Genomic DNA, 23,465 nt, shown 5'->3' with positions numbered 1-23,465 from the left:
ACTTGCGCGCCGGGAACGCAGAGTCAACGCGGAAGAGGTGGGGTGGGACCTAGGCGGGCAGCCGCCGGTTGAGCAGCAGTGCCGCCAGCGCGGCCACCGCCAGAGTGAAAGCACCGAGGCGCAGCCAGCCGGTGCTGGCGTCACCGCGAATGGTCTCGAAGCCGATCTGGTCCTGCAGGGTCGCGTAGACCTCTTTGAGCTGCTGCAGGCTGGAGGCGGTGTAGGCGCTGCCGCCGGACAGGTCGGCGATCTTCTTCAGCGAATCGTCATCGACGGGCACCGGTTGACGCTGCTCGTTGATCTCGACATAGCCGTAGGCCGTGCCGAATGAGATCGTCGAGACCGGAACGCCCTGGTCCTTGGCGGTGCGCGCTGCGGTGAACGCCCCCTTGGGATTGTCGGGGTTGGACGGCACGGTCTCCTTACCGTCGGAGAGCAGCACAATTCGGGCCGGTGGCGGGGTGTCACCGCCGCCGATGACCGCACCCACCGTGGCGATCGCCTGCAGCGCGGTGAAGATGCCTTCACCGGTGGCGGTGCGGTCGGCCAATTGCAGCTTGTCGATAGCAGCCTTGGTGGCTTCGCGGTTGGTGGTCGGCGAGGTCAGCACCGTCGCGGTGCCGGCGTAGGCGATCAGGCCCAGGTTGATGCCTGCGGTCAGTTCGTCGGCGAACTGCTTGCCGGCCTCTTGGGCGGCTGCCAGCCGGCTGGGCGCGACGTCGGTGGCCCGCATCGACTGGGAGACGTCGATCACCAGCATCACCACCGCGCGGTTGCGCGGAATCCGGACGTCGTGGGTGGGGCCGGCCATCGCCACGGTGAACAGCAGCAACGAGCTGATCAGCAGGATCGCTGACAGGTGCCGCCAGCGCGTCGGCGATTTGGGCGCCACGCTCTCCAGCAGCTCCATGTTGGCGAACCGCAGGATCCGCCGGTGCCGCGCCACCTGCATGAGGATGTAGAGCGCGATCAGACCCAGGATCGCCAACAGGAACAGAAAGAACCACGGGTGGGCGAAGCCGGTAAGCGTCATCGGCCCGAGTATCGGCAATGTCATAACAGACCTGTCTTTGTACGGGTCGAGGTCACGGCGTTCCCGCCAGCGCCCCGCGCCGGCGTGACTCGACGAAACGGACGATGTCAGCAATCCAGTCCCGGTCGGTCCGCAACCCCAGCAACGGCGCGCCGCAGCTGCGCAACGCGCGTGCGACGTCGGCGCGGTGGGCCACCGCGGCCCGGGCGAAATCGTCGCGCAGTTTGGCGTCGATGGTGAACTCGCGAGTGATCCCGGACTCGGTGTCCTGCAGCACCACGTCGCCGACGTCGGGCAACTCGACGTCACGCGGGTCGAGGATCTCGATGCCCAGCACCTCGTGGCGGGCGGCGATCGCTCGCAGCGGGCGCATCCAGTTGATCGGTCCGAGGAAGTCACTGATGATGACTGCCATCCCGCGCCGACGTTCGGGCCTGCGCAAGGCGTCGATGGCCGCCGCCAAGTCACCACGCACCCCGGCGGGGGCCCGCGGAATGGTGGCGATGGTGCGCAGCAGGGTCTGCTCGTGGTTGCGCCCCGAGCGGGCCGGTACCCGCACGAGGCGGTCACCGTTGGCCACCAGGGCGCCCAGCCGGTTGCCGCCGCCGCTGTTGAGGTAGACGATCGCCGAGGCCGCCGCCACCGCCAGGTCACGCTTCTCGCAGGTGGCGGTGCCGAAATCCATGCTGGCCGACATGTCGACCACCAGCCAGGTCTCCAGCTCGCGGTCGGCGATCATCTGGCGGACGTGCGGATGGGTGGTGCGGGCCGTGACCGACCAGTCCATCCGGCGCACGTCATCGCCGGGCTGGTACAGCCGGGATTCGCCCGGCTCGGAACCCGGGCCGGGGATCAAGCCGAGGTGATCCCCGTGCAGCACCCCGTCGAGCTTGCGCTTGACCGTGAGCTCCAGGGTGCGCAGTGCCGCCGCCAGCTTGGGGTCGCGGATTCCGCCGCGCAGCATCGACGGCGGTGCGGTGCTGGTTCCCGGTGGCTGATTCGATCCAGCCCCGGTGTCGGGGTCGCTCACCGACCGCCGGCCACTGCCGCTGCGGTCGGGGCACCTGGTGCCGACGAATGCTGTTGCTGCGGAACGGCGTTCACCTGCGGCAGCGGCACCGTCTGCAGCACCCGGTTGATGACGATCTCCGGGGTGATCTCGTCGGCGAGTGCGTCGTAGGACAGCACCAGCCGGTGCCGCAGCACGTCCGGGATGACCTCGATGACATCTTGCGGGATCACGTAGTCGCGGCCACGGACCAGGGCCAGCGCCCGGGACGCCGAGATGATGCCCAGCGAGGCACGCGGCGAGGCACCGAACGACAGCCAGTTCTTCACGTCCGGCATGCCGAACTGCTCGGGCTGGCGCGTTGCGGTGATCACTCGCACCACGTAGTCCACCAGGGCGTGGTGCACGAAGTTGTTGGCCGCCAGCGTCTGCAGCCGCACCAGGTCGCCGGTGCCGAGGATCTGCTTGGGCTCCGGCGGGGTCACGCCCATCCGGTAGATGATCTCGCGCTCTTCCTCGGGCGAGGGGTAGCTGACGTTGATCTTGAACAGGAAGCGGTCACGCTGCGCTTCAGGCAGCGGGTAGACGCCCTCGTGTTCGATCGGGTTCTGGGTGGCCATCACCAGGAACGGGTTGGGCAGCGGGAAACTCTTGCCGCCGATGGAGACCTTGCGCTCCTGCATGACCTCCAGCAGCGCCGACTGCACCTTGGCCGGTGCGCGGTTGATCTCGTCGGCCAGCAGGAAGTTGGTCATCACCGGGCCGAGCTCGGTGTCGAACTCCTCGCGGCCCTGACGGTAGATGCGGGTACCGATGATGTCGGTCGGCACCAGGTCCGGGGTGAACTGGATCCTGGCGAAGCTCCCGCCGACCACTTTGGCGAAGGTCTCCACGGCGAGGGTCTTGGCGACACCGGGCACGCCTTCGAGCAGCACGTGGCCCTTGGCCAGCAGGCCGACCAGGATGCGCTCGACGAGCTGGTCCTGGCCGACGATGACACGCTTGACCTCAAAGATGGCCCGCTCCAGCGCGTGTACGTCGGCGGCGAGCCCGCTACCGCCGACTGTGCCTGTTTCGGCACCGGCCGAGCCGGGGAAACCGCTGGCGCCCGCGGGCGTCCCATCCGATGACGTCATCGACAAATCCTCCACAAAGGTCGGTCAGACACAACTGCTTGCACGGCGCACGGCCGAGGGGCAGCGTTGTGCCCGCGTTTCACTATTCCAGGGTTAGCAGCATCCGTCGACGTAAGGGCCGTCCCGAATGCGTCAGTACTCGATGATGCGGGTCAGATACGGCGTCATTCCCGACGTCCGCACCGGGCTGACGACGACTTTGCCGGCGCTGCCGGAGGCCTCCAGCATCTTCCCGCCACCCAGGTACATGGTGACGTGCTGGCCGCCACCGGGGCCGTAGAACATCAGGTCGCCGCGACGGGCCTGGTTGGGCGGAATGTGCCGACCGGCGTTGTACTGATCACCGGAGAACCGCGGGATCAGCACGCCGACGCCGGCGAACGCGTACCGCATCAGGCCCGAACAGTCGAAACCGACGGTGCCCGCGCCGGAGTCGACGCCCTTGCTGGGACCGGTCAGCGAGCCACCGCCCCAGGAGTAGGGCACGCCCATCTGTGAGCCGCCGCGACGAATCACGTACTCGATGGCCTGCTTGCCGTGCACCCGCTGCCCGGGCGAGACGTTGCCGGTGGCTTCGTCGCCGACGTTGAAGCCGAGGCCGGACAGAAATTTGCGGCCCAGGTCCATGGTGGTCTGGGTGGCCTGTGCGGTGGCCTGCAACGAGGCGTTGGCGATCGCCAAGGGGTCACCAGGCGCACCGGCGCTGATTGTCGCCGGCAGCGTGGGGTCCCACCCCGGGTCCGCCTCGGCCGATCCGGCCAGGCCCACCATCACCGGAATCGCCACCAGCAGCGACCCGATGAGGCGCGATAGTCGTAGAGAACTCAGTTGCATTGCACCGCCGTCAGTACTCGATGTATCGGACTACATAGGGCGTCATCCCGCTCTTACGGACCGGTGACACCTTTACCGTCTGACCCACGTCGGGGGCCTCCAGCATCAGGCCGTTGCCGAGGTAGAGCGTCACGTGCTGGCTGCCACCGGGCCCGTAGAAGATGACGTCGCCACGACGCGCCAGCGCCGAGGGGATCTGGCGGCCCATCTTGTACTGCGAACCCGAGTAGTGCGGCAGCTTGATGCCCACCCCGGCGAAGGCGTAGAGGATCAGCCCGGAACAGTCGAAACCGACCGTGCCCGAACCGGAACCGATACCGCGGCCGGGCCCCGCGGCGGTGCCCCCGCCCCAGGAGTAGGGCACGCCGCGCTGCGAAAGACCGCGGCGGATCACGTACTCGGAGGCCTGCCGCCCGTAAACCCGCGGGATCTTGCCGTTGTTGATCCCGGTGTCGTCGGGCTTGGCCAGTCCCAGCGACTGCAGGAACTTCTGGCCCAGGTTTGCCGTCACCTGCGCCGAGGTCTGCGAGATCCCGAGCACCTGGTTGATCACCGCGATCGGGTCGCCGGGGACGTCGGCGCTGGGGATCATCGGCAGGGTCGGGTCCCAGGGGCCGTCCCACTGCGCGGGCTTGCCGACGGTGGGGCCGACGACCGGACCGGCGGGGTTTCCCCACCGGTCACCGGCGGGAGCACCGGCCGGAGCCGGCCCGGATTGGGGCTGCTCGTGGCCACGGGCCGCGGCGAGTTTGGCCTGCGCCTGGTTGCGTCGTGCGGCCAGCCGGTCGATCTCGCCCTGCTGCTCGCCGAACTTGCGCTGGGTGTCGGTGAGCGCAGCCACCGCGGCGTCCTGACTGGACTGCGCGTCGGCGACGGCCTGATCGGCCTTCTGCTTGGCCAGCCGGGCGGCCGACTCCTTGTTCAGCTGTTCGGTGCGGGCCTGCTTGAGCTGGTCCAGCGCCCGCTGGGAGGAGAGCGCCAGGGTCTGGCCGGCCGCGGCCGTGGCGATCATCTCCGAGGGGTTGGCGGCGGTCAGGTAACTATCGGAGGGTCCGTTGACATACGTGGACGCGGCGAAGGTGTTGAACCGGCGCTGCGCGGCGGCGATCGCGGCGTCGGCGTCGGCGATTGCCTGCCGGCCGGACTCCACCTCCTGCTGGGCGGCAGCCGCGTCCTCGCGCGCAGTCTGCAGATCCACCAGGGCCTTGTTGACGCCTTCCTTCTCCTCGGCGATCTGCGCGCCCAGGTTCTGCAGCTGCTGGTTGGCGTCGGCGACGTCGGCGATCAGCGCGGCGATGCCGTCGGGATCCTGGCCGGGGTGAGCCGCCGCCAGCCCCGGGGTGCCCAGCACCATCGCGGCACTGAGCACCGACACCGTCGCAGGTTGGGCGAACCGGATCGCCATACGGAACACAGAGCCATCGGAGCCACAACGGATGCGTCTCATTCGGCTTGGATCTCCTCGGACTCTGAGCAGGCGGCGCCGCACTTCGGCCGGTGGCAAAAGCACAGAAACAACAGGTACAACAGCTGCGCCTTTTGAGACCATACGTCACATCAGTCACTGGAGAAACGTTCGTAACAAACTACATTATTGTAGTTAAGCGCGTTGTGACCCTACGGTGACCTAATTATTTGCGACAGCCCGCCACCGGGCGACAATTGATCGCCCGGTTTCCGTGTTTTCGGCGGTAAGGCCGCTAGTCGGGGACGCTGGAGCGCTCCGCAGCCTGTTTGCTGCGTCGCTGCAGGAAGCGGGTCCCGACGGCTGCCGCGGCCACCCCCACCAGCAGCACCACTGTCATGCCCGTCCAGGGCAGATCCGGAGCGGTCAATTCGTGCAGGAAATTCTGCGCGGAAGTCACCGGATTACCGGTTTTCGCATGATCCTCGGCGGCTTCCAGCTTGGACCGGTGAAACTGGCCGCTGTAGCTGCCGACATAGTTCGTACTGACGACCAGGACCGTGGAATCCGGATAGTCGTAGCCGACCACCGTGGCGACGTCGCGCAGTGCGGTGTCCATGCCCGGGTTGCGGGCGACCTCGACGATCTTGAGGTCGATGCCGTCGCGGCCCGCCTGCGCCACCACTTCGCGCAGTGCCGGTACGTCGGCCGCCGGGGCGCTCACCCCGTCGGCGGCGACAGCAACCTTGACCAGCGCCATGCAGTCGTCGGGCGGGGTGGCCGGGTCAAGGCCGACGGTGAGGCAGAGCTCGCCGGGGATGTAGGCCGGCGGGTGCTGGATCGTCACGGGTGTTGACGGTATCAACCCCGCCCAGGTGAGGTGAACCTTACTTTATACAGGACAATCGTACTGTTAGGGTTGTGTCGCCCGTCGGCGCGGACCCGTCGATGGATGAGAACTCGATCTCGGGGAGTTGAAGTGACCAGCAAAGATTCGGTGAATTCGTTCGGAGCCCGCGCCACCCTGACCGTGGGTGAGAAGGACTATGAGATCTACCGCCTCGATGCCGTCCCCGGCACCGAGAAACTCCCCTACAGCCTCAAGGTGCTGGCCGAGAACCTGCTGCGCACCGAGGACGGCGCCAACATCACCAAAGATCACATCAACGCGATCGCCAATTGGGACCCGGCCGCCGAGCCGAGCATCGAGATCCAGTTCACCCCGGCCCGGGTGATCATGCAGGACTTCACCGGTGTGCCCTGCGTCGTCGACCTGGCCACCATGCGTGAAGCCGTAACCGCCCTGGGCGGCGACCCCAACAAGGTCAACCCGCTCTCGCCCGCCGAGATGGTCATCGACCACTCCGTGATCCTCGACGTCTTCGGCACCGCCGACGCCTTCGAGCGCAATGTCGAGCTGGAGTACCAGCGCAACGCCGAGCGCTACCAGTTCCTGCGTTGGGGCCAAGGCGCTTTCGATGACTTCAAGGTCGTCCCGCCGGGCACCGGGATCGTGCACCAGGTCAACATCGAGTACCTGGCCCGCACCGTGATGGTCCGTGACGGGAAGGCCTACCCCGACACCTGTGTCGGCACCGACAGCCACACGACCATGCAGAACGGCCTGGGCGTGCTGGGCTGGGGCGTCGGCGGCATCGAGGCCGAGGCCGCCATGCTGGGCCAGCCGGTGTCGATGCTGATCCCCCGCGTCGTCGGCTTCAAGCTGACCGGCGAGATCCAGCCGGGCGTCACCGCCACCGACGTGGTGCTCACCGTCACCGACATGCTGCGTAAGCACGGGGTGGTCGGCAAGTTCGTCGAGTTCTACGGCAAGGGCGTCGCCGAGGTGCCGCTGGCCAACCGCGCCACCCTGGGCAACATGAGCCCCGAATTCGGCTCGACCTGCGCGATCTTCCCGATCGACGCCGAGACCATCAACTACCTGCGGCTGACCGGCCGCACCGACGAGCAGCTCGCGCTGGTCGAGGCCTACGCCAAGGCCCAGGGCATGTGGCACAACCCCGATCGCGAGCCGGCCTTCTCCGAGTACCTGGAGCTGGACCTGTCCACCGTGGTCCCGTCGATCGCCGGCCCGAAGCGTCCGCAGGACCGAATCCTGTTGTCGGAGAGCAAGGTCGCTTTCCGCAAAGACATCCACAACTACGTCGAAGAGCAGCACCCGACGCCGGAGACCAAGCTCGACGAAGCCATCGAGGAATCCTTCCCGGCCTCCGACCCGGTCTCGCTGTCCTTCGCCGACGACGGTGCCGTGGACGTGCAGTCCGCCGCCAACGGCGCCGAGGGCCGGCCGAGCAAGCCGGTGCGGGTCAAGGGCGAGCGCGGCGAGTTCATCCTCGACCACGGCGCCGTCGCGGTCGCGGGTATCACCTCGTGCACCAACACCTCCAACCCCTCGGTGATGATCGGTGCGGCCCTGCTGGCCCGCAACGCCGTCGAGAAGGGCCTGTCGTCCAAGCCGTGGGTGAAGACCAACATGGCGCCGGGCAGCCAGGTCGTGACCGACTACTACGAGAAGGCCGGCCTGTGGCCCTACCTGGAGAAGCTCGGCTTCTACCTCGGCGGTTACGGCTGCACCACCTGTATCGGTAACACCGGCCCGCTGCCCGAGGAGATCTCCAAGGCGGTCAACGAGGAAGACCTGACCGTCACCGCGGTGCTGTCGGGTAACCGCAACTTCGAGGGCCGCATCTCCCCCGACGTCAAGATGAACTACCTGGCTTCGCCGCCGCTGGTGATCGCCTACGCCCTGGCCGGCACCATGGACTTCGACTTCGAGACCGATTCCCTGGGCAAGGACTCGGACGGCAACGACGTCTTCCTGCGCGACATCTGGCCGTCGGCCCAGGAGATCGACGACACCATCAAGTCCGCGATCAACCAGGACATGTTCCGCAAGTCCTACGCCGACGTGTTCAAGGGCGACGAGAACTGGCGCAACCTGCCCACCCCGGACGGCGACACCTTCGCCTGGGACGACGCGTCGACCTACGTGCGCAAGGCGCCGTACTTCGACGGTATGGGGCTCGAGCCCGAGCCGGTCTCCGACATCAAGGGCGCCCGGGTGATGGCCCTGCTGGGCGACTCGGTGACCACCGACCACATCAGCCCGGCCGGCCCGATCAAGCCCGGCACCCCGGCTGCGGACTACCTGGATTCCCACGGCGTGGCGCGCAAGGACTACAACTCGCTGGGCAGCCGTCGCGGCAACCACGAGGTCATGGTCCGCGGCACCTTCGCCAACATCCGGCTGCAGAACCGGGTGCTCGACACCATCGGGCTGGAGGGCACCCAGGGCGGCTACACCCGCGACTTCACCCAGGAGGGCGGCCCGAAGGAGTTCATCTACAACGCCTGCGTGAACTACCAGAAGGCCGGCATTCCGCTGGTGGTGCTCGGCGGCAAGGAGTACGGCTCCGGTTCGTCGCGTGACTGGGCGGCCAAGGGCACCACGCTGCTGGGTGTGAAGGCCGTCATCACCGAGTCGTTCGAGCGCATCCACCGCTCGAACCTGATCGGCATGGGCGTGATCCCGCTGCAGTTCCCGGTCGGCGAGAGCGCCCAGTCGCTGGGCCTGGACGGCACCGAGACCTTCGACATCGTCGGTATCGAAGAACTCAATGCCGGCAAGACGCCCAAGACGGTCAAGGTCACCGCCACCAAAGAGACCGGCGAGAAGGTCACCTTCGACGCCGTGGTGCGCATCGACACACCCGGCGAGGCCGACTACTACCGCAACGGCGGCATCCTGCAGTACGTGCTGCGCAACATGCTGAAGTCCGCTACGACCGCGTAGACGGCGATCACCTGATGCCCAGGGTCAGCGAGGATCACCTGGCGGCCCGGCGCCGTCAGATCCTCGATGGCGCACGGCGGTGCTTCGCCGCCTACGGCTACGACCAGGCGACGGTGCGGCGACTCGAACAGACGGTGGGCTTGTCGCGCGGGGCGATCTTCCATCACTTCCGCGACAAGGACACCCTGTTCTTCGAGTTGGCCCGCGAGGACGCCGAGCGGATGGCCGATCTGACCTCACGTGAGGGCCTGATCGCCGTGATGCGGGACATGCTGGCCGCGCCCGAACAGTTCGACTGGCTGGCGACCCGGCTGGAGATCGCCCGCAAGCTGCGCCACGACCCGGAGTTCAGCCGTGGCTGGGCGGAGCGATCAGCCGAATTGGCCGCTGCGACAACCGATCGGCTGCGCCGCCAGAAGCAGGCCGGCCGGCTGCGCAACGATGTCGCGGCGGATGTGCTGCACTGCTATCTGGATCTGGTGCTCGACGGCCTGGTCGCGCGACTGGCCTCGGGCGAAGATCCACAGCGACTGTCAGCGGTCCTCGACCTGGTCGAGGATTCGGTGCGGCAGAGCTGATTTCGCTGCGCAGTGACGCGCGGCTGCGCAGTGGCTAGCGAGATCGGGTGCGGTGGTTGGGCCCACCGCGGCTGCGCATCGCCACACCCGACTCGCGCAGCATGCTGTGCACGGATCCGTACGATCGGCCGGTCGAGGCCGCCAGGGTCCGGATGCTCGCCCCGCCCTCGTAGGCGCTCCGCAACTCGACCAGTTGACGATCGCGTTGCTTGTTCGGTTTCGTCGTTGTCGCCACGTCCCACCATCCCCTCGCCGGCCCAACGGGTTCAGCGTAAGAAGACGGTGCCGCCACCGGGCGACTTTGACTGAATCAGGCGAGCTCGATCAGATCCCGGTAGTCCGCCGACCAGTGATCCTCGGTGCCATCGGGCAGCAACACCACCCGCTGCGGGTCGAGCGCCTCGGCCGCGCCCGGGTCGTGGGTGACCAGCACCACCGCACCGGCATAGCTGCGCAGCGCGTCGAGTACCTGCTCACGTGACGCCGGGTCGAGGTTGTTGGTCGGCTCGTCGAGCAGCAGCACGTTCGCGGTGGATGCCACCAGACCGGCCAGCGCCAGTCGGGTCTTCTCACCGCCGGACAGCGTGCCGGCCGGTTGCTCCAGCTGCGGCCCGGTGAACATGAACGCGCCCAGCAGTCCCCGCAGATCCTGCTCGGAGGTGTCGGGGGCCGCGTGCCGAATGTTCTCCCACACCGTCGCGGCGTTGTCGATGGTGTCGTGCTCCTGGGCGAAGTAGCCGATCTTGCAGCCGTATCCGGGCTCCAACTGACCCGCGTCGGGGGTTTCGACGCCGGCGAGCAGTCGCAGCAGGGTGGTCTTGCCGGCCCCATTGAGGCCCAGCACGACAACGCGCGAGCCCCGGTCGATGGCCAGGTCGACACCGGTGAAGATCTCCAGCGAGCCGTAGACCTTGGTCAGCCCAGATGCCATCAATGGGGTTTTCCCGCAGGCCGACGGGGTGGGGAACTTGATCCGGGCGACCTTGTCGGCGACCCGTTCCTCATCCAGCGCCGCCAGCATCCGGTCGGCGCGACGCAACATGTTCTGCGCGGCAACGGCTTTGGTGGCTTTGGCGCCCAGCTTCGCGGCCTGGTTGCGCAGCGCGGCGACCTTGCGTTCGGCGTTGGCCCGCTCCCGGCGGCGACGCTGCTCATCGGTGGCTCGGGCGTCGAGGTACTTCTGCCAGCCCATGTTGTAGACGTCGGCCTCGCCGCGCACCGCATCGAGGAACCACACCCGGTTGACCACGTCGGCCAACAGGTCCACGTCGTGGCTGATAAGGACCAGTCCCCCGCTGTGGTTCTTCAGGAAGTCCCGCAGCCAGCCGATGGAGTCCGCGTCGAGGTGGTTGGTCGGTTCGTCGAGCAGCAGGGTGGTCTGGTTCGAGCCGCCCGCTCCCGCTTCTGAGGCGGCGAACAGGATCCGGGCCAGTTCCACGCGGCGGCGCTGTCCGCCGGACAGAGTGCGCAGCGGCTGGGTCAGCACCCGGTCGGGCAGGCCCAGGCTGGTGCAGATCCGGCCCGCCTCGCTCTCGGCGGCGTAGCCGCCCAGGGCGGAGAAGCGCTCTTCGAGCTGGCCGTAGCGGCGGATGGCACGGTCGCGCTCGGTCTCGTCGACGACCTCGGCCATCCGTACCTGCTGCTTCTCCAGGTCGGCCAGGATGGCGTCCAGGCCTCGGGCTGACAGCACCCGGTCGCGCGCCAGGACGTCGAGGTTGCCTTCCCTAGGGTCCTGCGGCAGGTAGCCCACCTCGCCGGTGCGGGTGATGGTGCCGGCGTAGGGCTCACCTTCACCGGCCAGGATGCGCAGCGTCGTCGTCTTGCCGGCGCCGTTACGGCCGACCAGACCGATCCGGTCGCCGGGTTGCACCCGCAGCACCGAGTCCACCGAGTCGAGCAGGGTGCGCGCTCCGGCGCGGACCTCCAGGCCCGTTGCGGTAATCACGCGCGCGTACTCCTGTCGTGGTTATTGCTACTTATCGTCAGTGAAGGCAGGCGGGCGCTTCTCGGCGCGCGCAGCGACGGCTTCCTCGAAGTTGCTGGTCAGCAGGCGCACGTAGAGCTGTCCGAGCCCCTCGGCCTGCATGTGCCCCTCTAGACTACCGGCGTCGAGTCCGCTCCAGAGCGTCCGCTTGGTCAATTCGGCCCCCGGCCGGGAGAAGCCGGCGATCCGCTCGGCCATGTCGTAGCAGGTGTCCAGCAGGTCGCGCTGCTCCACCACGCGCGAGACCAGGCCGATTCGCTCGGCCTCGGCGGCGTCGACGTCGCGGCCGGTGAGCATGATCTCGAACGCCCGCGACGCCCCGATCGCTCGGGGCAACAAGTAACTCAGGCCCAGCTCACTGGCGGTCAACCCGTTGTTGATGCCGGCCGCCCGAAAGTAGGCGCCCGACGCGGCGACCCGGATGTCGGCCGCCAGCGCCAGGCACAGTCCGCCCCCGATGGCCGCCCCGTTGACCGCGGCGATCACCGGCTGGTGCAGGCGCCGTAGGCCCAGGATGATGTCGTCGAGGAGTTCCATCGAGCGCAGCCCGAATGTGGGCCGGGTCAGGCCGGCCACATTGGGCACCGAACCCGCGGACTTGTGGTCAGCGCCCGAGGAGAACCCGCGGCCCGCCCCGGTCAGCACCACCACCCGCACCGAGTTGTCGTAGCTGACTTCTGCCAGCACGTCGCGTAGCGGAACCATGACGTCGAACGCCATGGAGTTCATCCGCTCCGGGCGGTTCAGCGTGATCAGGGCGACGTGCGGGCGTGGGCGCTCGACCAGGACGAATTCGGATTCGGAAGACACGGATGCACGCTATCGCGTGCGCGCACTCAGACCTGCTCGGGCTTGCCGGCAGCGGCCTGCTCGGCCAGGGCGGCCTCGACGTCGAGGTCCTTGACCTGCTGGACCAGGTTCTCCAACGCCGCAGCGGGTAGGGCGCCGGCCTGGTTGAACACCAGGGTGCCCTTCTTGAACGCCATCAGGGTCGGAATGGAGCGGATCTGGGCGGCAGCGGCCAGCTGCTGCTCGGCTTCGGTATCGACCTTGGCGAACACCACGTCGGGGTGCTTCTCGGAGACAGCCGCGAACGTCGGCGCGAACGATCGACACGGTCCACACCAGGACGCCCAGAAGTCGACGAGCACGATGTCGTTGTCGGCGATGGTTTCTTCGAACTTCGCTGCGGTGAGGTCTTGGGTTGCCATGATTGGGGTAACGCCCGGACGCCTCCCGGTGTTCCCGGCGGCCGTCGCGCAGGTGCCGAGTGGTCTACACAGCGGGCTCACAGCTCAGAGCTAGCTGCCCGCTAACTCGACCATCGACGGTGGTAGCACCGGTCGGCGGTATCCACCGTCGCCGATATCAACGAACGGAGACTGCCGATGTCCCCCCGCCCGAGCACACCCACCCACACGATCCGCGCCCTGACCGGAGTGACCGCGCTGTTCGCGGCCGGGATGTTCGTCCCGGCATTGGCGCACGCCCAGGGCGACCACGTGATGGGTTCGGTCTCCTCGGTGTCCGGCGACACCTTCGAGGTGGCCCGCTCGGCCGGCACCACCACCGTTTCGTTGGCCGATGACACCCGGATTTTCGAATCGGTGCCCGCCCAGCGCGGCGAGATCACCGCCGGCACCTGCATCAAGGCCGGTGCCGGTCGCGACAGCGCCCCGGCCGACGACGGCGCCATCACCGCGAAGTTCGTGGCGATCAGCACCACGGTCGACGGCCAGTGCCCGCAGCGGCCCGCCGCCGCGGCCGACGCTCCGGCACCGGCGAAGCCGCACCATGGCGTACGCGGTGTGGTCGAGTCGGTCTCCGGCGACACCCTGACCGTCAGCGGCCCGTCCGGCCCGACCACCGTCACGCTCAACGACAGCACCCGCTTCCGCCGGATGGTCGCCGTCAGCGCGCCGTCGATCAGCCCCGGAAAGTGTGTCGCCGCCGGTGGCACCACCGACGGCGACGGTGTGCTGCAGGCACGCCGGGTCACCGTGTGGACGGCCAACGGCGATTGCCTCGAGCGGCCCGCGTAGCGGGCCCGAGGCGCCCGCTCGCCAACCCCTACCCCAGCACCTTCCCGTAGGTCTGCCGACCCATCAGATAAGTGGCCTCCACAGCCACGTCACGCAGTTCGTCCGGCGGAACCCGGCGGGGGTTGTGCGACAGCACCACCAGATCGGCGTACTTGCCGGCTTCCAGGCTGCCGATCTCGGTGTCCAGCCGCAGTTGCCATGCGGCGTTGAGGGTCTGCGCCTTGATCGCCGCGTCGACGCCGATGCGCTGCTCGGGGGCCAGCACCCGGCCGCTGCCCTTGGCGATCCGGTTCACCGCGGTGGCGATGTTGCCGATCGGATTGGGCGGGGTGACGGTGCCGTCATTGTGGAACGACAGGTGCAAGCCGGCGTCCAGGGCCGACCGCGCCGACATCCAGTGCGAGCCGTGTTCTGGACCGAACAGCTTGTCCACCAACACATCTCCCCAGAAATAGAGGTGTTCGATGAACAGGCTGGGGGTGATTCCCAGCTTGGCGGCCCGCGCGAACTGATCGGGCCGCATGGCCCCGACATGTTCGATCCGGGGCCGTAGCGCCGGCGGTGTGCGCGCCTGTTCGAACGCGTCCAGCACCACGTCGATCGCGGCATCGCCGTGGACGTGGCAGGAGACCTGCCAATGCTGATCGACGAAGGCCTTGGTCAGTTCCTGGATCTGCTCGGGCGAGTAGTTCATCCTGCCGCGGTGGTCGGGTCCCAGCCCCATGTTCGCCGTGGTGGCGTTGGTCAGATACGGGAAGGTGGTGAAGATGTTGCCCTGCCAGGGCGAACCGTCCGCCCACATCTTCATCCCGATCTTGTCGAACAGCACGTCGGCGCGGGCTCGCTTGCCGCGCACATTCTTCGAATCCGCAGCCAGATCTGCGGTGCCGATCTCATAGGCCCGCACCCGCACCGCGCAGTCGGCCTGCTGGGCGAGCTTGCCGAACACCTCAGACTGGGCACGTGCGTCATAGGAATGCTCGGTGGCCGTGGCGATTCCCGCGCGCGCGAGTTGCGCGTAGGCCCAGCGCAGGTTATCCCCGGCGTTGGCCATGATCGCCCCGGAGAACGGCGCGATCAACGCCATCACCGCCGCCGCCTCACGCACCTCGCCGGTCAGCTGTCCGTCCGGGCCGTGGAGGTACTGCGCTCCGGCCGGGTTGGGGGTGGTTTTGGTGATGCCGGCCGCGGTGAACGCGGCGGTGTTGCCGTAAGCGGCGTGGCCGCTGTTGGAGATGATCACCACGGGATTGTTCGGGGCCAGCCGGGACAGTTCGGCCCGGGTGAAGGGCTGTAGCCCGGTCTGCAGCAGCGGATCCACCCCGTTGAGCAGAATCGGCTGGCCCTTGGGGGTGTCTGCCACGGCCTCGGCCAGCTTGGCGAATACCCCGTTGGCGGTGGGGACGGTGAAGGGCCGCACGTCGATGGCCGGTGGGGCCAGGGTGGAGCCCATTTCGAAGGGATGCCCATGCGGCTCCACGAACGCCGGTAGCAGCGCCCGGCCGCGCAGGTCGATGACGGTGGTGTCCGACCCGCGCAGTCGCAGCACGTCGTCGGCTGCGCCGACCTGGCTGATCCGTCCGCCGGTGACGGCGAGTGCTTCGGCTTCCGGGGCGCCGGGTGCCACTGTCACCACCGGGCCACCGACGAAGATCGTGTCGGCCCCCGGCCCTCGTGATCCGCACCCGGCGAGCCCACCGACGGCTGTGCCGGCCGCGGCGGCAGCCATCCCGGCCATAAACCGTCGTCTGCTTGTCGTCACCGTGTCCGCTCGTTTTCGGTCGCAGTCACGCGACGAGTATGGCAGCGCCCGCCTCCCGGGCCGCCGGCCGGGACACATGACAACGTTGACCGGTCCCGCGCTAGGTGAGGTCGTCGTGGTCGCCGCGGGCCCAGGCTGCGTGGCGGTCCGCCGAGAACCGGACCGCGGCCACCGCATCGGTGTCGATGGTGTTGGTGTGCAGGCCGTAAATGCGGTCGAAGCGCAACTGTTCCATCGTCTCGGCCATCCGCTGGGCGACAGCGGCCGACAGCGGTATCCGGTTCGGGTAGCTGCGCAAGAAGGCCACGGTGCGCCGGTCCGGGTTCGGGAATACGGTGTCGCCGACCAGCAGCACTCCGCGACCGTCGGCACCGGCGTCCCAGCAGGCGACGGAGCTGCCCGGAAAGTGCCCGCCGACTTGAATCAGGGTCAATCCGGGTGCGATCTCCAACCGCCCGGACCAGTATCGGATCGCCGGATCCGGACGCATCACCCATTCTTTGTCCGCGGCGTTGACGTACACCGGTACCCCGCCGAGTCGCCGGCCCCATTCCACCTGGGCGCCGAACATGTGCGGGTGACTGGCTACCACACCGAGCACCGGGCCCTGCTCGAGCGCCGCAGCGACCCCGGCCTCATCGATGAATCCCGAAGGATCCCAGAGGATGTTGCCGCTGGGCGTGCACACCAGCTTGCCCAGTTGACCGATACCCAGGGGCGGGTTGCTGCCGATCCCGATCAATCCGGGTTCTAGCTCAAAGGCGTAGGACCGCATGCCCTCGGCGACCAAGCCGTCCAACGTGGCCCAGTGCTGGCCGTCCTGCGGCACCCATTGCCGGTCGTCCTCGCAGATCGCACACACCTGCGGCGTCGCATCGTGTTCGACACCGCAGGTCCGGCACAGCCAGAACTCGGATGCCGGCACGGTCAGACCGTGAAACCGACTGCGCGCATCATCTCGCGGCCCTCGTCGGTGATCTTGTCCGGTCCCCAGGCCGGCTCCCAGACCCAGGACAGGTCGACCTTCTTGACCAGGCCGGCACCCACCGTGGCGTTCTCGACCTGTTCGGCGATCATGTCCTGCAGCGGGCAGGCCGGCGAGGTGAGGGTCATGGTGACGACCGCGGCCGCCCCGTCCTCGTCCTGCCGGATCGACAGGTCATACACCAGGCCCAGGTCCATCACGTTGATGCCGATCTCGGGGTCGATGACGTCGTGCATCGATTCCTCGACTTCGGCGAGCAGCTCGTCCGGTCCCAATTCGCTCATCGATTCATCTCCTGGGTTGTGCCACTGACTGATGCCAGCGTTTGTTCCGATGTCTTCGCGAGTGCCTGTGCCAAAGCATCTTTGAACGCCATCCAGCCGAGCAACGCGCACTTGACTCGCGCCGGGTACTTGGCCACTCCGGCGAACGCGATACCGTCGCCGAGCACCTCCTCGTCGCCTTCCACGCTGCCGCGCGACGACACCATTTCGTGGAACGCATCGAATGTCGCGCACGCCTGCTCCACCGTCAAGCCGATCACCTGGGTGGCCAGCACCGAGGTGGCTGCCTGCGAGATCGAGCAACCCTGCCCGTCGTAGGAGACATCGGCGATCTGCGTACCGTCGGCCGACAGCGCCACCCGCAGGGTCAGTTCGTCACCGCAGGTGGGATTGACGTGATACACCTGCGCGCCGTAGGGCTCCCGCAGACCGCGATGCTGCGGATGCTTGTAGTGATCGAGGATCACCTCTTGATAGAACTGCTCAAGACGCAAGTCTCACACTCCCCCAAAGAATTCCACGGCTCGGCGCACACCCGCCAGCAGGCGCTCCACCTCCTCGTGGGTGTTGTACACCGCGAATGAGGCGCGCGCGGTGGCCGCCACATTGAATTTGCGGTGCAACGGCATGGCACAGTGGTGGCCCACCCTGACCGCGACACCGTCGTCGTCGAGTACCTGCCCGACATCGTGCGCGTGCACCCCGTCGATCACGAACGACACCGGCGAGCCGCGGTCGACCGTCGTGGTCGGCCCGACGATATGCACCCCGGGAATGCCGGCGAGGCCCTCGAGCGCGGCGGCCACCAGCTCACCTTCGTGGGCGGCCACCACCTCCATCCCGATCGCGTCCAGGTAGCGAGCGGCCGCAGCCAGCCCGACGACCTGCGAGGTCATCGGCGTACCGGCCTCAAAACGTTGCGGCGCCGGCGCGTAGGTGCTCGAAGCCATCGTGACGGTCTCGATCATCGATCCACCGGTGAGGAATGGCGGCAGCGTCGCCAACAGCTCCCGCCGGCCGTAGAGCACCCCGATCCCGTTGGGCCCCAGCATCTTGTGCCCGGAGAACGCCGCGAAGTCCACCCCCAGCGCGTGGAAGTCGACCGGCTGGTGCGGAACGGACTGGCAGGCGTCCAGCACGGTGAATGCACCCACCGCGCGGGCCCGCGACACCAGCTCGGCGACCGGGGCCAGTGCACCGGTCACGTTGGAGTGATGAGTGAACGCAACGACTTTGACCCGCTCGTCGAGTTCCAGCGAGTCCAGGTCGATGCGCCCATCGGGCGTCACCGCGTACCACTGCAGGGTCGCACCGGTACGCCGCGCCAGCTCCTGCCACGGAATCAGGTTGGCGTGGTGCTCCAATTCGGTGGTGACGATGACATCGCCGGGGCCGACGGCCGACTCGAAGCGGTCGTCGCCGAGCACATAGGACACCAGGTTCAGCGACTCGGTGGCGTTCTTGGTGAACACCAGCTCATCCGGGTGGGCGCCGACGAAGCGCGCGATCGCAGACCGGCCGTCCTCGTAGGCGTCGGTGGCCTCCTCCATGAGCTGGTGCGCCCCGCGGTGCACCGCACCGTTGGAGTTCAGCAGGAACTCCCGCTCGGCGTCGAGCACCGGCAGCGGACGCTGCGAGGTGGCCCCGGAGTCCAGGTAGGCCAGCCGGCTTCCGCCGCGCATGACACGGTTCAGGATCGGGAAATCCGCCCGAATCGCATCGAGGTCCGGCACCGCCGGACGACTGACCGAAAGTGTCATGTCCTACGCCTCCGCCACTGCCGCCTCGGCGGTGAAGCGCTCGTAGCCGTTCTCCTCCAGCTCGTCGGCCAGCTCCGGCCCACCCGACTCGACGATCCGGCCGCCGGCGAAGACGTGCACGAACTGCGGCTGGATGTAGCGCAGGATGCGGGTGTAGTGCGTGATCACCAGCACGCCACCGTTCTCCGCCTCCTGGTAGCGATTCACCCCTTCGCTGACCACCCGCAGCGCGTCGACGTCCAGGCCGGAGTCGGTCTCGTCGAGGACCGCGATCTTCGGCTTGAGCAGGCTCAGCTGCAGGATCTCGTGGCGCTTCTTCTCACCACCGGAGAAGCCCTCGTTGACGTTGCGCTCGGCGAACGCGGAGTCGATGCCCAATTCGGTGAAGGCCGCGCGCTGCTCCTTGATCCAGGCCCGCAGCTTCGGCGCCTCGCCGCGCACGGCGGTCACCGCGGTGCGCAGGAAGTTCGACATCGACACCCCCGGCACCTCGACCGGGTATTGCATGGCCAGGAACAGTCCCGCACGCGCACGCTCATCGATGCTCATCGCCAGCACGTCTTCGCCGTCGAGGGTGATCGACCCGGACGTGACGGTGTACTTGGGGTGCCCGGCAATCGCGTACGACAGGGTGGACTTGCCCGACCCGTTGGGGCCCATCAAGGCGTGCGTCTCACCGGAGTTCACCGTGAGGTCGACGCCGTGCAGAATCGGGATGTCGGCCGTGCCGTCGTCGCCGGTGCCGCCAGGCGACACACTCACATGCAGGTCCTTGATTTCCAGTGTGCTCATTGCTGATGCGTGTCCTTAGATGATGAGTTCGGGGTTATTGGTTCTCGGTGACCGCGAGTTCACGCTCGACGGCCTCGGTGAGGCGTTCCTGCACAGCCGGAACGGGGATCTTGCCGATGATCTCGCCGAAGAAGCCGCGCACGATCAGGCGTCGGGCCTGCTCTTCCGGGATGCCGCGCGCCTGTAGGTAGAACAACTGCAGGTCATCGAATCGTCCAGTCGCACTGGCGTGTCCGGCCTGCACGATCTCCCCGGTCTCGATTTCGAGGTTGGGGATCGAGTCGGCCCGGGCACCGTCGGCCAGGACAAGGTTGCGGTTCACCTCGAAGGTGTCGGTGCCGACGCCGGTCGCGCGGATCAGCACGTCGCCGACCCAGACGGTGCGGGCGTCCGGCAGGGCCGAATCCGGGTCACCTTGCAGCGCACCCTTGTACAGCACGTTCGACCGGCAGTTGGGCTGAGCGTGGTCGACCAGCAGCCGCGATTCGAGGTGCTGGCCGTCGTCGGCGAAGTACAGGCCGAGCATCTCGGCGTCGCCCCCCGGGCCGTCGAAGCGGACCCGTCCGGTCAGACGCACCAGTTCGCCACCCAGCTGCACGGCGCTGTGGCGCAGCACCGCGTCCTTGCCCAGCGCCGCGTGATGCATGGTGACGTGCACCAGATCCGAGTCGGCGTCGGCGATCCACACCACGGTCAGCGCAGCGCCGTCGCCGACCACGAGTTCCAGGTTGTCGGCGTAGGTCCCACCGCCCCGCACGTCGATCACGACCGTTGCCCGCGACAGTTCCTCAGCGCGCACCTGCAGATGGCCGTAGGCCGTCGCTCCGGCCCCCGGGCCGGTGACCGTGATCGCGATGGGTTCCTCGACGCTGACTTCCTTGGGCACGGTTACCACCGTCGCCTCACGAAACGCCGAGAAGGCCTGGGCCGCAATGCGGTCCGCGGGCACGCCAGCCGCACCGAGCCGGTGGTCGCCGCGTGCGACCGTCTCGATCCGCACCGTGTCCGAACCGCGGACTTCGATGCCTGCGGACGCGTCGGCGACCGCGGAACCGTCGTGCAGGCCGCGCAGCCGGCGCAGCGGGGTGAACCGCCACATCTCATCGCGACCGTGCGGCACCTCGAATGCCTCGACGTCGAACGAGGTGAACGCGGTGCCCTTGGTGCCGCCTTCGACCGCTGCGGTCAGGTTGGCCGCCGGGGCGGACGTCAAACCAGTCGAGGTCACCTAGCCCACCGAGCCTTCCATCTGCAGCTGGATCAGCTTGTTGAGTTCCAGCGCATATTCCATCGGCAGTTCCTTGGCGATCGGCTCGACGAAGCCGCGCACCACCATCGCCATCGCCTCGTCCTCGGTCAGGCCACGGCTCATAAGGTAGAACAGCTGGTTTTCGCTGACCTTCGACACGGTGGCCTCGTGGCCGACGGTGACGTCGTCCTCACGGATGTCGACGTAGGGGTAGGTGTCGCTGCGGCTGACGTTGTCGACCAGCAGCGCATCGCATTTCACGCTCGACTTCGCCCCGTGCGCGCCCTTGTGGATCTCCACCAGACCCCGGTATGAGGACCGACCGCCGCCGCGCGACACCGACTTGGAGACGATGTTCGACGACGTGTTGGGCGCCAGGTGCAGCATCTTGGCGCCGGTGTCCTGGTGCTGGTCCTCGCCGGCGAACGCCACCGAGAGCACCTCGCCCTTGGCGTGCTCGCCGGTCATCCACACCGCCGGGTACTTCATGGTGACCTTCGAGCCGATGTTGCCGTCGACCCATTCCATGGTGGCTCCGGCCTCGGCCCGGGCCCGTTTGGTGACCAGGTTGTAGACGTTGACCGACCAGTTCTGGATGGTGGTGTAGCGGCACCGGCCGCCCGGCTTGACGACGATCTCCACCACCGCGGAGTGCAGCGAGTCCGAGGTATAGACCGGCGCGGTGCAGCCCTCGATGTAGTGCACATAGGCGTCTTCGTCGATGATCATCAGCGTCCGCTCGAACTGGCCCATGTTCTCGGTGTTGATCCGGAAGTAGGCCTGCAGCGGGATGTCGACGTGCACGCCCTTGGGCACGTAGATGAACGATCCCCCGCTCCACACCGCGGTGTTGAGCGCGGAGAACTTGTTGTCGCCCGCCGGGATCACCGTGCCGAAGTACTCGCGGAACAGTTCCTCGTGTTCCTTGAGCGCGGTGTCGGTGTCAAGGAAGACGACGCCCTGGGCTTCCAGGTCTTCGCGGATCTTGTGGTAGACGACCTCGGACTCGTACTGGGCCGCCACACCACCGATGTAGCGCTGCTTCTCAGCCTCCGGGATACCCAGCCGGTCGTAGGTGTTGCGGATGTCCTCGGGCAGGTCGTCCCAGGTCTGGGCCTGCTTTTCGGTGGACCGCACGAAGTACTTGATGTTGTCGAAGTCGATGCCGGACAGATCCGAACCCCAGTTGGGCATCGGCTTCTTCATGAAGGTCCGGTAGGCCCGCAGGCGGGCTTCGAGCATCCACTCCGGCTCGTTCTTCTTCGCCGAGATGTCGCGCACCACGGCTTCGGACAGCCCGCGCTGGGCGGCGGCGCCCGCGGCATCGGTGTCGGCCCAACCGTATTCGTACCGGCCCAGCGACGCGATCGTCTCTTCCTGGGTGGTCGGCTCCACAGCTGCTGTGGTGGCCTCCGGCGTCAGTGTCATGGTGACACTCCTTCGGTGCTCGTGATGGCTTCGGCGCAGGGTGTGCGCCGAAGGTCGGTCGGTGCTGCTAATGCTGTTTTTTGACGGTCGCGGCGGCGCCGGACTTGCCGGCCTTGGCGATCTTGGCGCTCCGGTTGGTCAGTGGCACATGGGTGGTGCAGACGTAGCCGCCGTCGGCGATGGTCGCCAACCGTTGCACGTGAGTGCCCAGCACTTCGGCCATCGCCTGCCGCTCGGCCCGGCACAATTCCGGGAACTCCTTGGCGACGTTGGCCACCGGGCAGTGGTGCTGCAGGATCTGCACCCCGGGTACACCTCCCTGCACCCGAGCCGTGGTGGCGGCATAGCCGGCCTCCGTCAGCGCGCCGGCGATGCGTTGGGCGGTGGCCTCCAGGTCGCCGTCGTCGCCCGTGCCGCTGCCGGCTGCGACGGCCGCCACCTTGGCCAGGATGGCGTCAATGCGCTGTCGAGCGAAGTCGACCACCGCGTCCTCGCCGCCGATCTCGCGCAGCTGGCGCATGGCGGCCACCGCGAGGTCGTCGTAGCGGTGGCCGAGCTTGCCGCGGCCGGCGTCGGTGAGCTGGAACCGCTTCGCCGGACGCCCGCGTCCCACCTGCTGCCAGGATGCCGCCGCATGTGCCTCGGCGTCACCCATCTCGATCAGGGCATCGAGGTGGCGACGCACCCCGGCGGCCGACAAACCCAACCGGGCGCCGATCTCCCCCGCGGTGATCGATCCGGATTCCATCAGCAGGCGTACCACCGCGTGACGCGTGTCGTGGCCGCCGGCGACTTCGGCCGGGGTGTCCGCCGTAACCGCACCGCCGGGGCGTTGCCCGGCGGTTTCGGTTGCGGTGTCCACCTCCCCCATTTCGGAGGCCTCGAATTTCACAACACCAGTGTGACGCAATTCCAGAGCTCGGTCTAGAAAGGGTTACCTCAGTTCAGCCCGGATCGGCCGTTGCGCTGATCACATCCGGCGCGGCGCCGGGCGTCCCCAGGCTTCGAAGAGCGGCCGTTACGCTGCTGTGATGGCCCTCCGCCGGCACTCGCTGAGCTCGTCGATCGCGCACCTGCACGGCGATGAGCGCACCGTCGGCTCCCCGCTTAACGCCGCTGAACTGGTCGCATTGCGGAGAACCCGCCGGTTCGGCGCCACCGGCACCGTGCTGATGGCCATCGGTGCGCTCGGGGCCGGTGCACGGCCGGTGGTGCAGGACCCGACCTTCGGAGTCCGGCTGCTGAACCTGCCGTCGCGGCTCGCGACGGTGGCCCTGACCATGACCACCACCGGCGCGGTGATGATGGCGCTGGCCTGGCTCATGCTGGGGCGGTTCGCGCTGTCTTCTTCACCGGACTCCTCCGCACCT

At 67.8% G+C, this 23,465-nt stretch carries 23 protein-coding genes; 4 read left to right on the top strand and 19 right to left on the bottom strand.

Annotated elements, in window-relative coordinates; all coding sequences use genetic code 11:
• Positions 1 to 49: 49 nt before the first annotated feature.
• From N416_RS0117545 to N416_RS0117520, 6 genes are all read right to left on the bottom strand, one after another.
• Positions 50 to 1,057: a VWA domain-containing protein gene (locus tag N416_RS0117545; protein ID WP_024443406.1), complete on the bottom strand. Its 1,008-nt coding sequence runs from the start codon at positions 1,055 to 1,057 to the stop codon at positions 50 to 52.
• Between the two features lie 28 nt (positions 1,058 to 1,085).
• Entirely contained in the window at positions 1,086 to 1,997 is a 912-nt protein-coding gene (locus tag N416_RS0117540; RefSeq protein WP_024443405.1) for a DUF58 domain-containing protein, read from the bottom strand.
• A 62-nt stretch (positions 1,998 to 2,059) separates the two neighbouring features.
• On the bottom strand, positions 2,060 to 3,178 hold the full coding sequence (locus N416_RS0117535) for a MoxR family ATPase (protein WP_024443404.1): 1,119 nt from the start codon (positions 3,176 to 3,178) through the stop codon (positions 2,060 to 2,062).
• A gap of 132 nt (positions 3,179 to 3,310) precedes the next feature.
• The gene (gene ripB, locus N416_RS0117530) at positions 3,311 to 4,012 is read right to left on the bottom strand and encodes an NlpC/P60 family peptidoglycan endopeptidase RipB (protein WP_024443403.1); all 702 of its coding nucleotides are present in this window, start codon (positions 4,010 to 4,012) and stop codon (positions 3,311 to 3,313) included.
• Between the two features lie 10 nt (positions 4,013 to 4,022).
• Entirely contained in the window at positions 4,023 to 5,459 is a 1,437-nt protein-coding gene (ripA, locus tag N416_RS0117525; protein ID WP_024443402.1) for an NlpC/P60 family peptidoglycan endopeptidase RipA, read from the bottom strand.
• A gap of 253 nt (positions 5,460 to 5,712) precedes the next feature.
• Positions 5,713 to 6,237 carry a DUF6676 family protein gene (locus N416_RS0117520; RefSeq protein ID WP_343252062.1) on the bottom strand — a complete coding sequence of 175 codons (525 nt, stop codon included), beginning with the start codon at positions 6,235 to 6,237 and terminating at the stop codon, positions 5,713 to 5,715.
• A gap of 159 nt (positions 6,238 to 6,396) precedes the next feature.
• Here N416_RS0117520 and acnA point away from each other — a divergent pair, with 159 nt between their 5' ends.
• Together acnA and N416_RS0117510 are read left to right on the top strand one after the other, a co-directional pair.
• The gene (gene acnA, locus N416_RS0117515) at positions 6,397 to 9,231 is read left to right on the top strand and encodes an aconitate hydratase AcnA (RefSeq protein WP_024443400.1); all 2,835 of its coding nucleotides are present in this window, start codon (positions 6,397 to 6,399) and stop codon (positions 9,229 to 9,231) included.
• A 14-nt stretch (positions 9,232 to 9,245) separates the two neighbouring features.
• On the top strand, positions 9,246 to 9,809 hold the full coding sequence (locus tag N416_RS0117510) for a TetR/AcrR family transcriptional regulator (protein ID WP_024443399.1): 564 nt from the start codon (positions 9,246 to 9,248) through the stop codon (positions 9,807 to 9,809).
• 34 nt (positions 9,810 to 9,843) lie between these two features.
• Here the strand turns inward: N416_RS0117510 and N416_RS0117505 are convergent, their stop codons facing one another.
• From N416_RS0117505 to trxA, 4 genes are all read right to left on the bottom strand, one after another.
• A complete protein-coding gene (locus N416_RS0117505; RefSeq protein WP_024443398.1) occupies positions 9,844 to 10,044 on the bottom strand; it encodes a helix-turn-helix domain-containing protein in 201 nt (66 codons plus the stop codon).
• 75 nt (positions 10,045 to 10,119) lie between these two features.
• On the bottom strand, positions 10,120 to 11,754 hold the full coding sequence (locus N416_RS0117500) for an ABC-F family ATP-binding cassette domain-containing protein (protein WP_024443397.1): 1,635 nt from the start codon (positions 11,752 to 11,754) through the stop codon (positions 10,120 to 10,122).
• Between the two features lie 27 nt (positions 11,755 to 11,781).
• A complete protein-coding gene (locus tag N416_RS0117495; RefSeq protein WP_024443396.1) occupies positions 11,782 to 12,603 on the bottom strand; it encodes an enoyl-CoA hydratase in 822 nt (273 codons plus the stop codon).
• Between the two features lie 26 nt (positions 12,604 to 12,629).
• On the bottom strand, positions 12,630 to 13,004 hold the full coding sequence (gene trxA, locus N416_RS0117490; protein WP_024443395.1) for a thioredoxin: 375 nt from the start codon (positions 13,002 to 13,004) through the stop codon (positions 12,630 to 12,632).
• A gap of 177 nt (positions 13,005 to 13,181) precedes the next feature.
• Between trxA and N416_RS0117485 the strand changes: the two genes are divergently transcribed.
• Entirely contained in the window at positions 13,182 to 13,835 is a 654-nt protein-coding gene (locus N416_RS0117485; RefSeq protein WP_024443394.1) for a DUF5666 domain-containing protein, read from the top strand.
• Positions 13,836 to 13,863: 28 nt separating this feature from the next.
• Here the strand turns inward: N416_RS0117485 and N416_RS0117480 are convergent, their stop codons facing one another.
• From N416_RS0117480 to N416_RS21830, 9 genes are all read right to left on the bottom strand, one after another.
• Positions 13,864 to 15,597, bottom strand: coding sequence for an amidohydrolase (locus N416_RS0117480; RefSeq protein WP_024443393.1), 1,734 nt, complete (start codon positions 15,595 to 15,597; stop codon positions 13,864 to 13,866).
• Between the two features lie 100 nt (positions 15,598 to 15,697).
• Positions 15,698 to 16,522 (bottom strand): MBL fold metallo-hydrolase, encoded by an 825-nt coding sequence (locus tag N416_RS0117475; protein WP_024443392.1) that lies wholly within the window; start codon positions 16,520 to 16,522, stop codon positions 15,698 to 15,700.
• Positions 16,523 to 16,524: 2 nt separating this feature from the next.
• Positions 16,525 to 16,866 (bottom strand): metal-sulfur cluster assembly factor, encoded by a 342-nt coding sequence (locus tag N416_RS0117470; protein ID WP_024443391.1) that lies wholly within the window; start codon positions 16,864 to 16,866, stop codon positions 16,525 to 16,527.
• A complete protein-coding gene (gene sufU, locus N416_RS0117465) occupies positions 16,863 to 17,360 on the bottom strand; it encodes a Fe-S cluster assembly sulfur transfer protein SufU (RefSeq protein ID WP_024443390.1) in 498 nt (165 codons plus the stop codon). Before sufU ends, N416_RS0117470 begins: the two co-directional genes overlap by 4 nt.
• A 3-nt stretch (positions 17,361 to 17,363) precedes the next feature.
• Complete coding sequence (locus tag N416_RS0117460) at positions 17,364 to 18,626, bottom strand: cysteine desulfurase (protein WP_024443389.1); 1,263 nt, start codon at positions 18,624 to 18,626, stop codon at positions 17,364 to 17,366.
• A 3-nt stretch (positions 18,627 to 18,629) separates the two neighbouring features.
• Positions 18,630 to 19,418, bottom strand: a complete 789-nt coding sequence (gene sufC, locus N416_RS0117455) for a Fe-S cluster assembly ATPase SufC (RefSeq protein WP_024443388.1) — start codon at positions 19,416 to 19,418, stop codon at positions 18,630 to 18,632.
• A gap of 34 nt (positions 19,419 to 19,452) precedes the next feature.
• Positions 19,453 to 20,646: a Fe-S cluster assembly protein SufD gene (gene sufD / locus N416_RS0117450; RefSeq protein ID WP_024443387.1), complete on the bottom strand. Its 1,194-nt coding sequence runs from the start codon at positions 20,644 to 20,646 to the stop codon at positions 19,453 to 19,455.
• Positions 20,647 to 22,095, bottom strand: a complete 1,449-nt coding sequence (gene sufB, locus N416_RS0117445) for a Fe-S cluster assembly protein SufB (protein ID WP_024443386.1) — start codon at positions 22,093 to 22,095, stop codon at positions 20,647 to 20,649. It abuts the gene before it with no gap.
• A gap of 67 nt (positions 22,096 to 22,162) precedes the next feature.
• Positions 22,163 to 22,987: a helix-turn-helix transcriptional regulator gene (locus N416_RS21830; RefSeq protein WP_369797612.1), complete on the bottom strand. Its 825-nt coding sequence runs from the start codon at positions 22,985 to 22,987 to the stop codon at positions 22,163 to 22,165.
• A gap of 139 nt (positions 22,988 to 23,126) precedes the next feature.
• Here N416_RS21830 and mptB point away from each other — a divergent pair.
• On the top strand, positions 23,127 to 23,465 hold a 339-nt coding region (mptB, locus tag N416_RS21825; protein WP_036458420.1), incomplete at its 3' end, for a polyprenol phosphomannose-dependent alpha 1,6 mannosyltransferase MptB.

It is taken from the genome of Mycobacterium sp. UM_WGJ (assembly GCF_000455125.1).
Lineage (GTDB): Bacteria > Actinomycetota > Actinomycetes > Mycobacteriales > Mycobacteriaceae > Mycobacterium.
Note: the sequence above shows the minus strand (reverse complement) of the source record. Positions and strands in the feature narration are given on the sequence as shown.

Excerpts from the sequence above, each read along its gene's own strand:
- N416_RS0117545 (WP_024443406.1), bottom strand. The coding sequence starts at position 1,057 with ATGACATTGCCGATACTCGGGCCGATGACGCTTACCGGCTTCGCCCAC.
- N416_RS0117540 (WP_024443405.1), bottom strand. The coding sequence starts at position 1,997 with ATGCTGCGCGGCGGAATCCGCGACCCCAAGCTGGCGGCGGCACTGCGC.
- N416_RS0117535 (WP_024443404.1), bottom strand. The coding sequence starts at position 3,178 with ATGACGTCATCGGATGGGACGCCCGCGGGCGCCAGCGGTTTCCCCGGC.
- ripB (WP_024443403.1), bottom strand. The coding sequence starts at position 4,012 with ATGCAACTGAGTTCTCTACGACTATCGCGCCTCATCGGGTCGCTGCTG.
- ripA (WP_024443402.1), bottom strand. The coding sequence starts at position 5,459 with ATGAGACGCATCCGTTGTGGCTCCGATGGCTCTGTGTTCCGTATGGCG.
- N416_RS0117510 (WP_024443399.1), top strand. The coding sequence starts at position 9,246 with ATGCCCAGGGTCAGCGAGGATCACCTGGCGGCCCGGCGCCGTCAGATC.
- trxA (WP_024443395.1), bottom strand. The coding sequence starts at position 13,004 with ATGGCAACCCAAGACCTCACCGCAGCGAAGTTCGAAGAAACCATCGCC.
- N416_RS0117485 (WP_024443394.1), top strand. The coding sequence starts at position 13,182 with ATGTCCCCCCGCCCGAGCACACCCACCCACACGATCCGCGCCCTGACC.
- N416_RS0117470 (WP_024443391.1), bottom strand. The coding sequence starts at position 16,866 with ATGAGCGAATTGGGACCGGACGAGCTGCTCGCCGAAGTCGAGGAATCG.
- N416_RS0117460 (WP_024443389.1), bottom strand. The coding sequence starts at position 18,626 with ATGACACTTTCGGTCAGTCGTCCGGCGGTGCCGGACCTCGATGCGATT.
- sufC (WP_024443388.1), bottom strand. The coding sequence starts at position 19,418 with ATGAGCACACTGGAAATCAAGGACCTGCATGTGAGTGTGTCGCCTGGC.
- sufB (WP_024443386.1), bottom strand. The coding sequence starts at position 22,095 with ATGACACTGACGCCGGAGGCCACCACAGCAGCTGTGGAGCCGACCACC.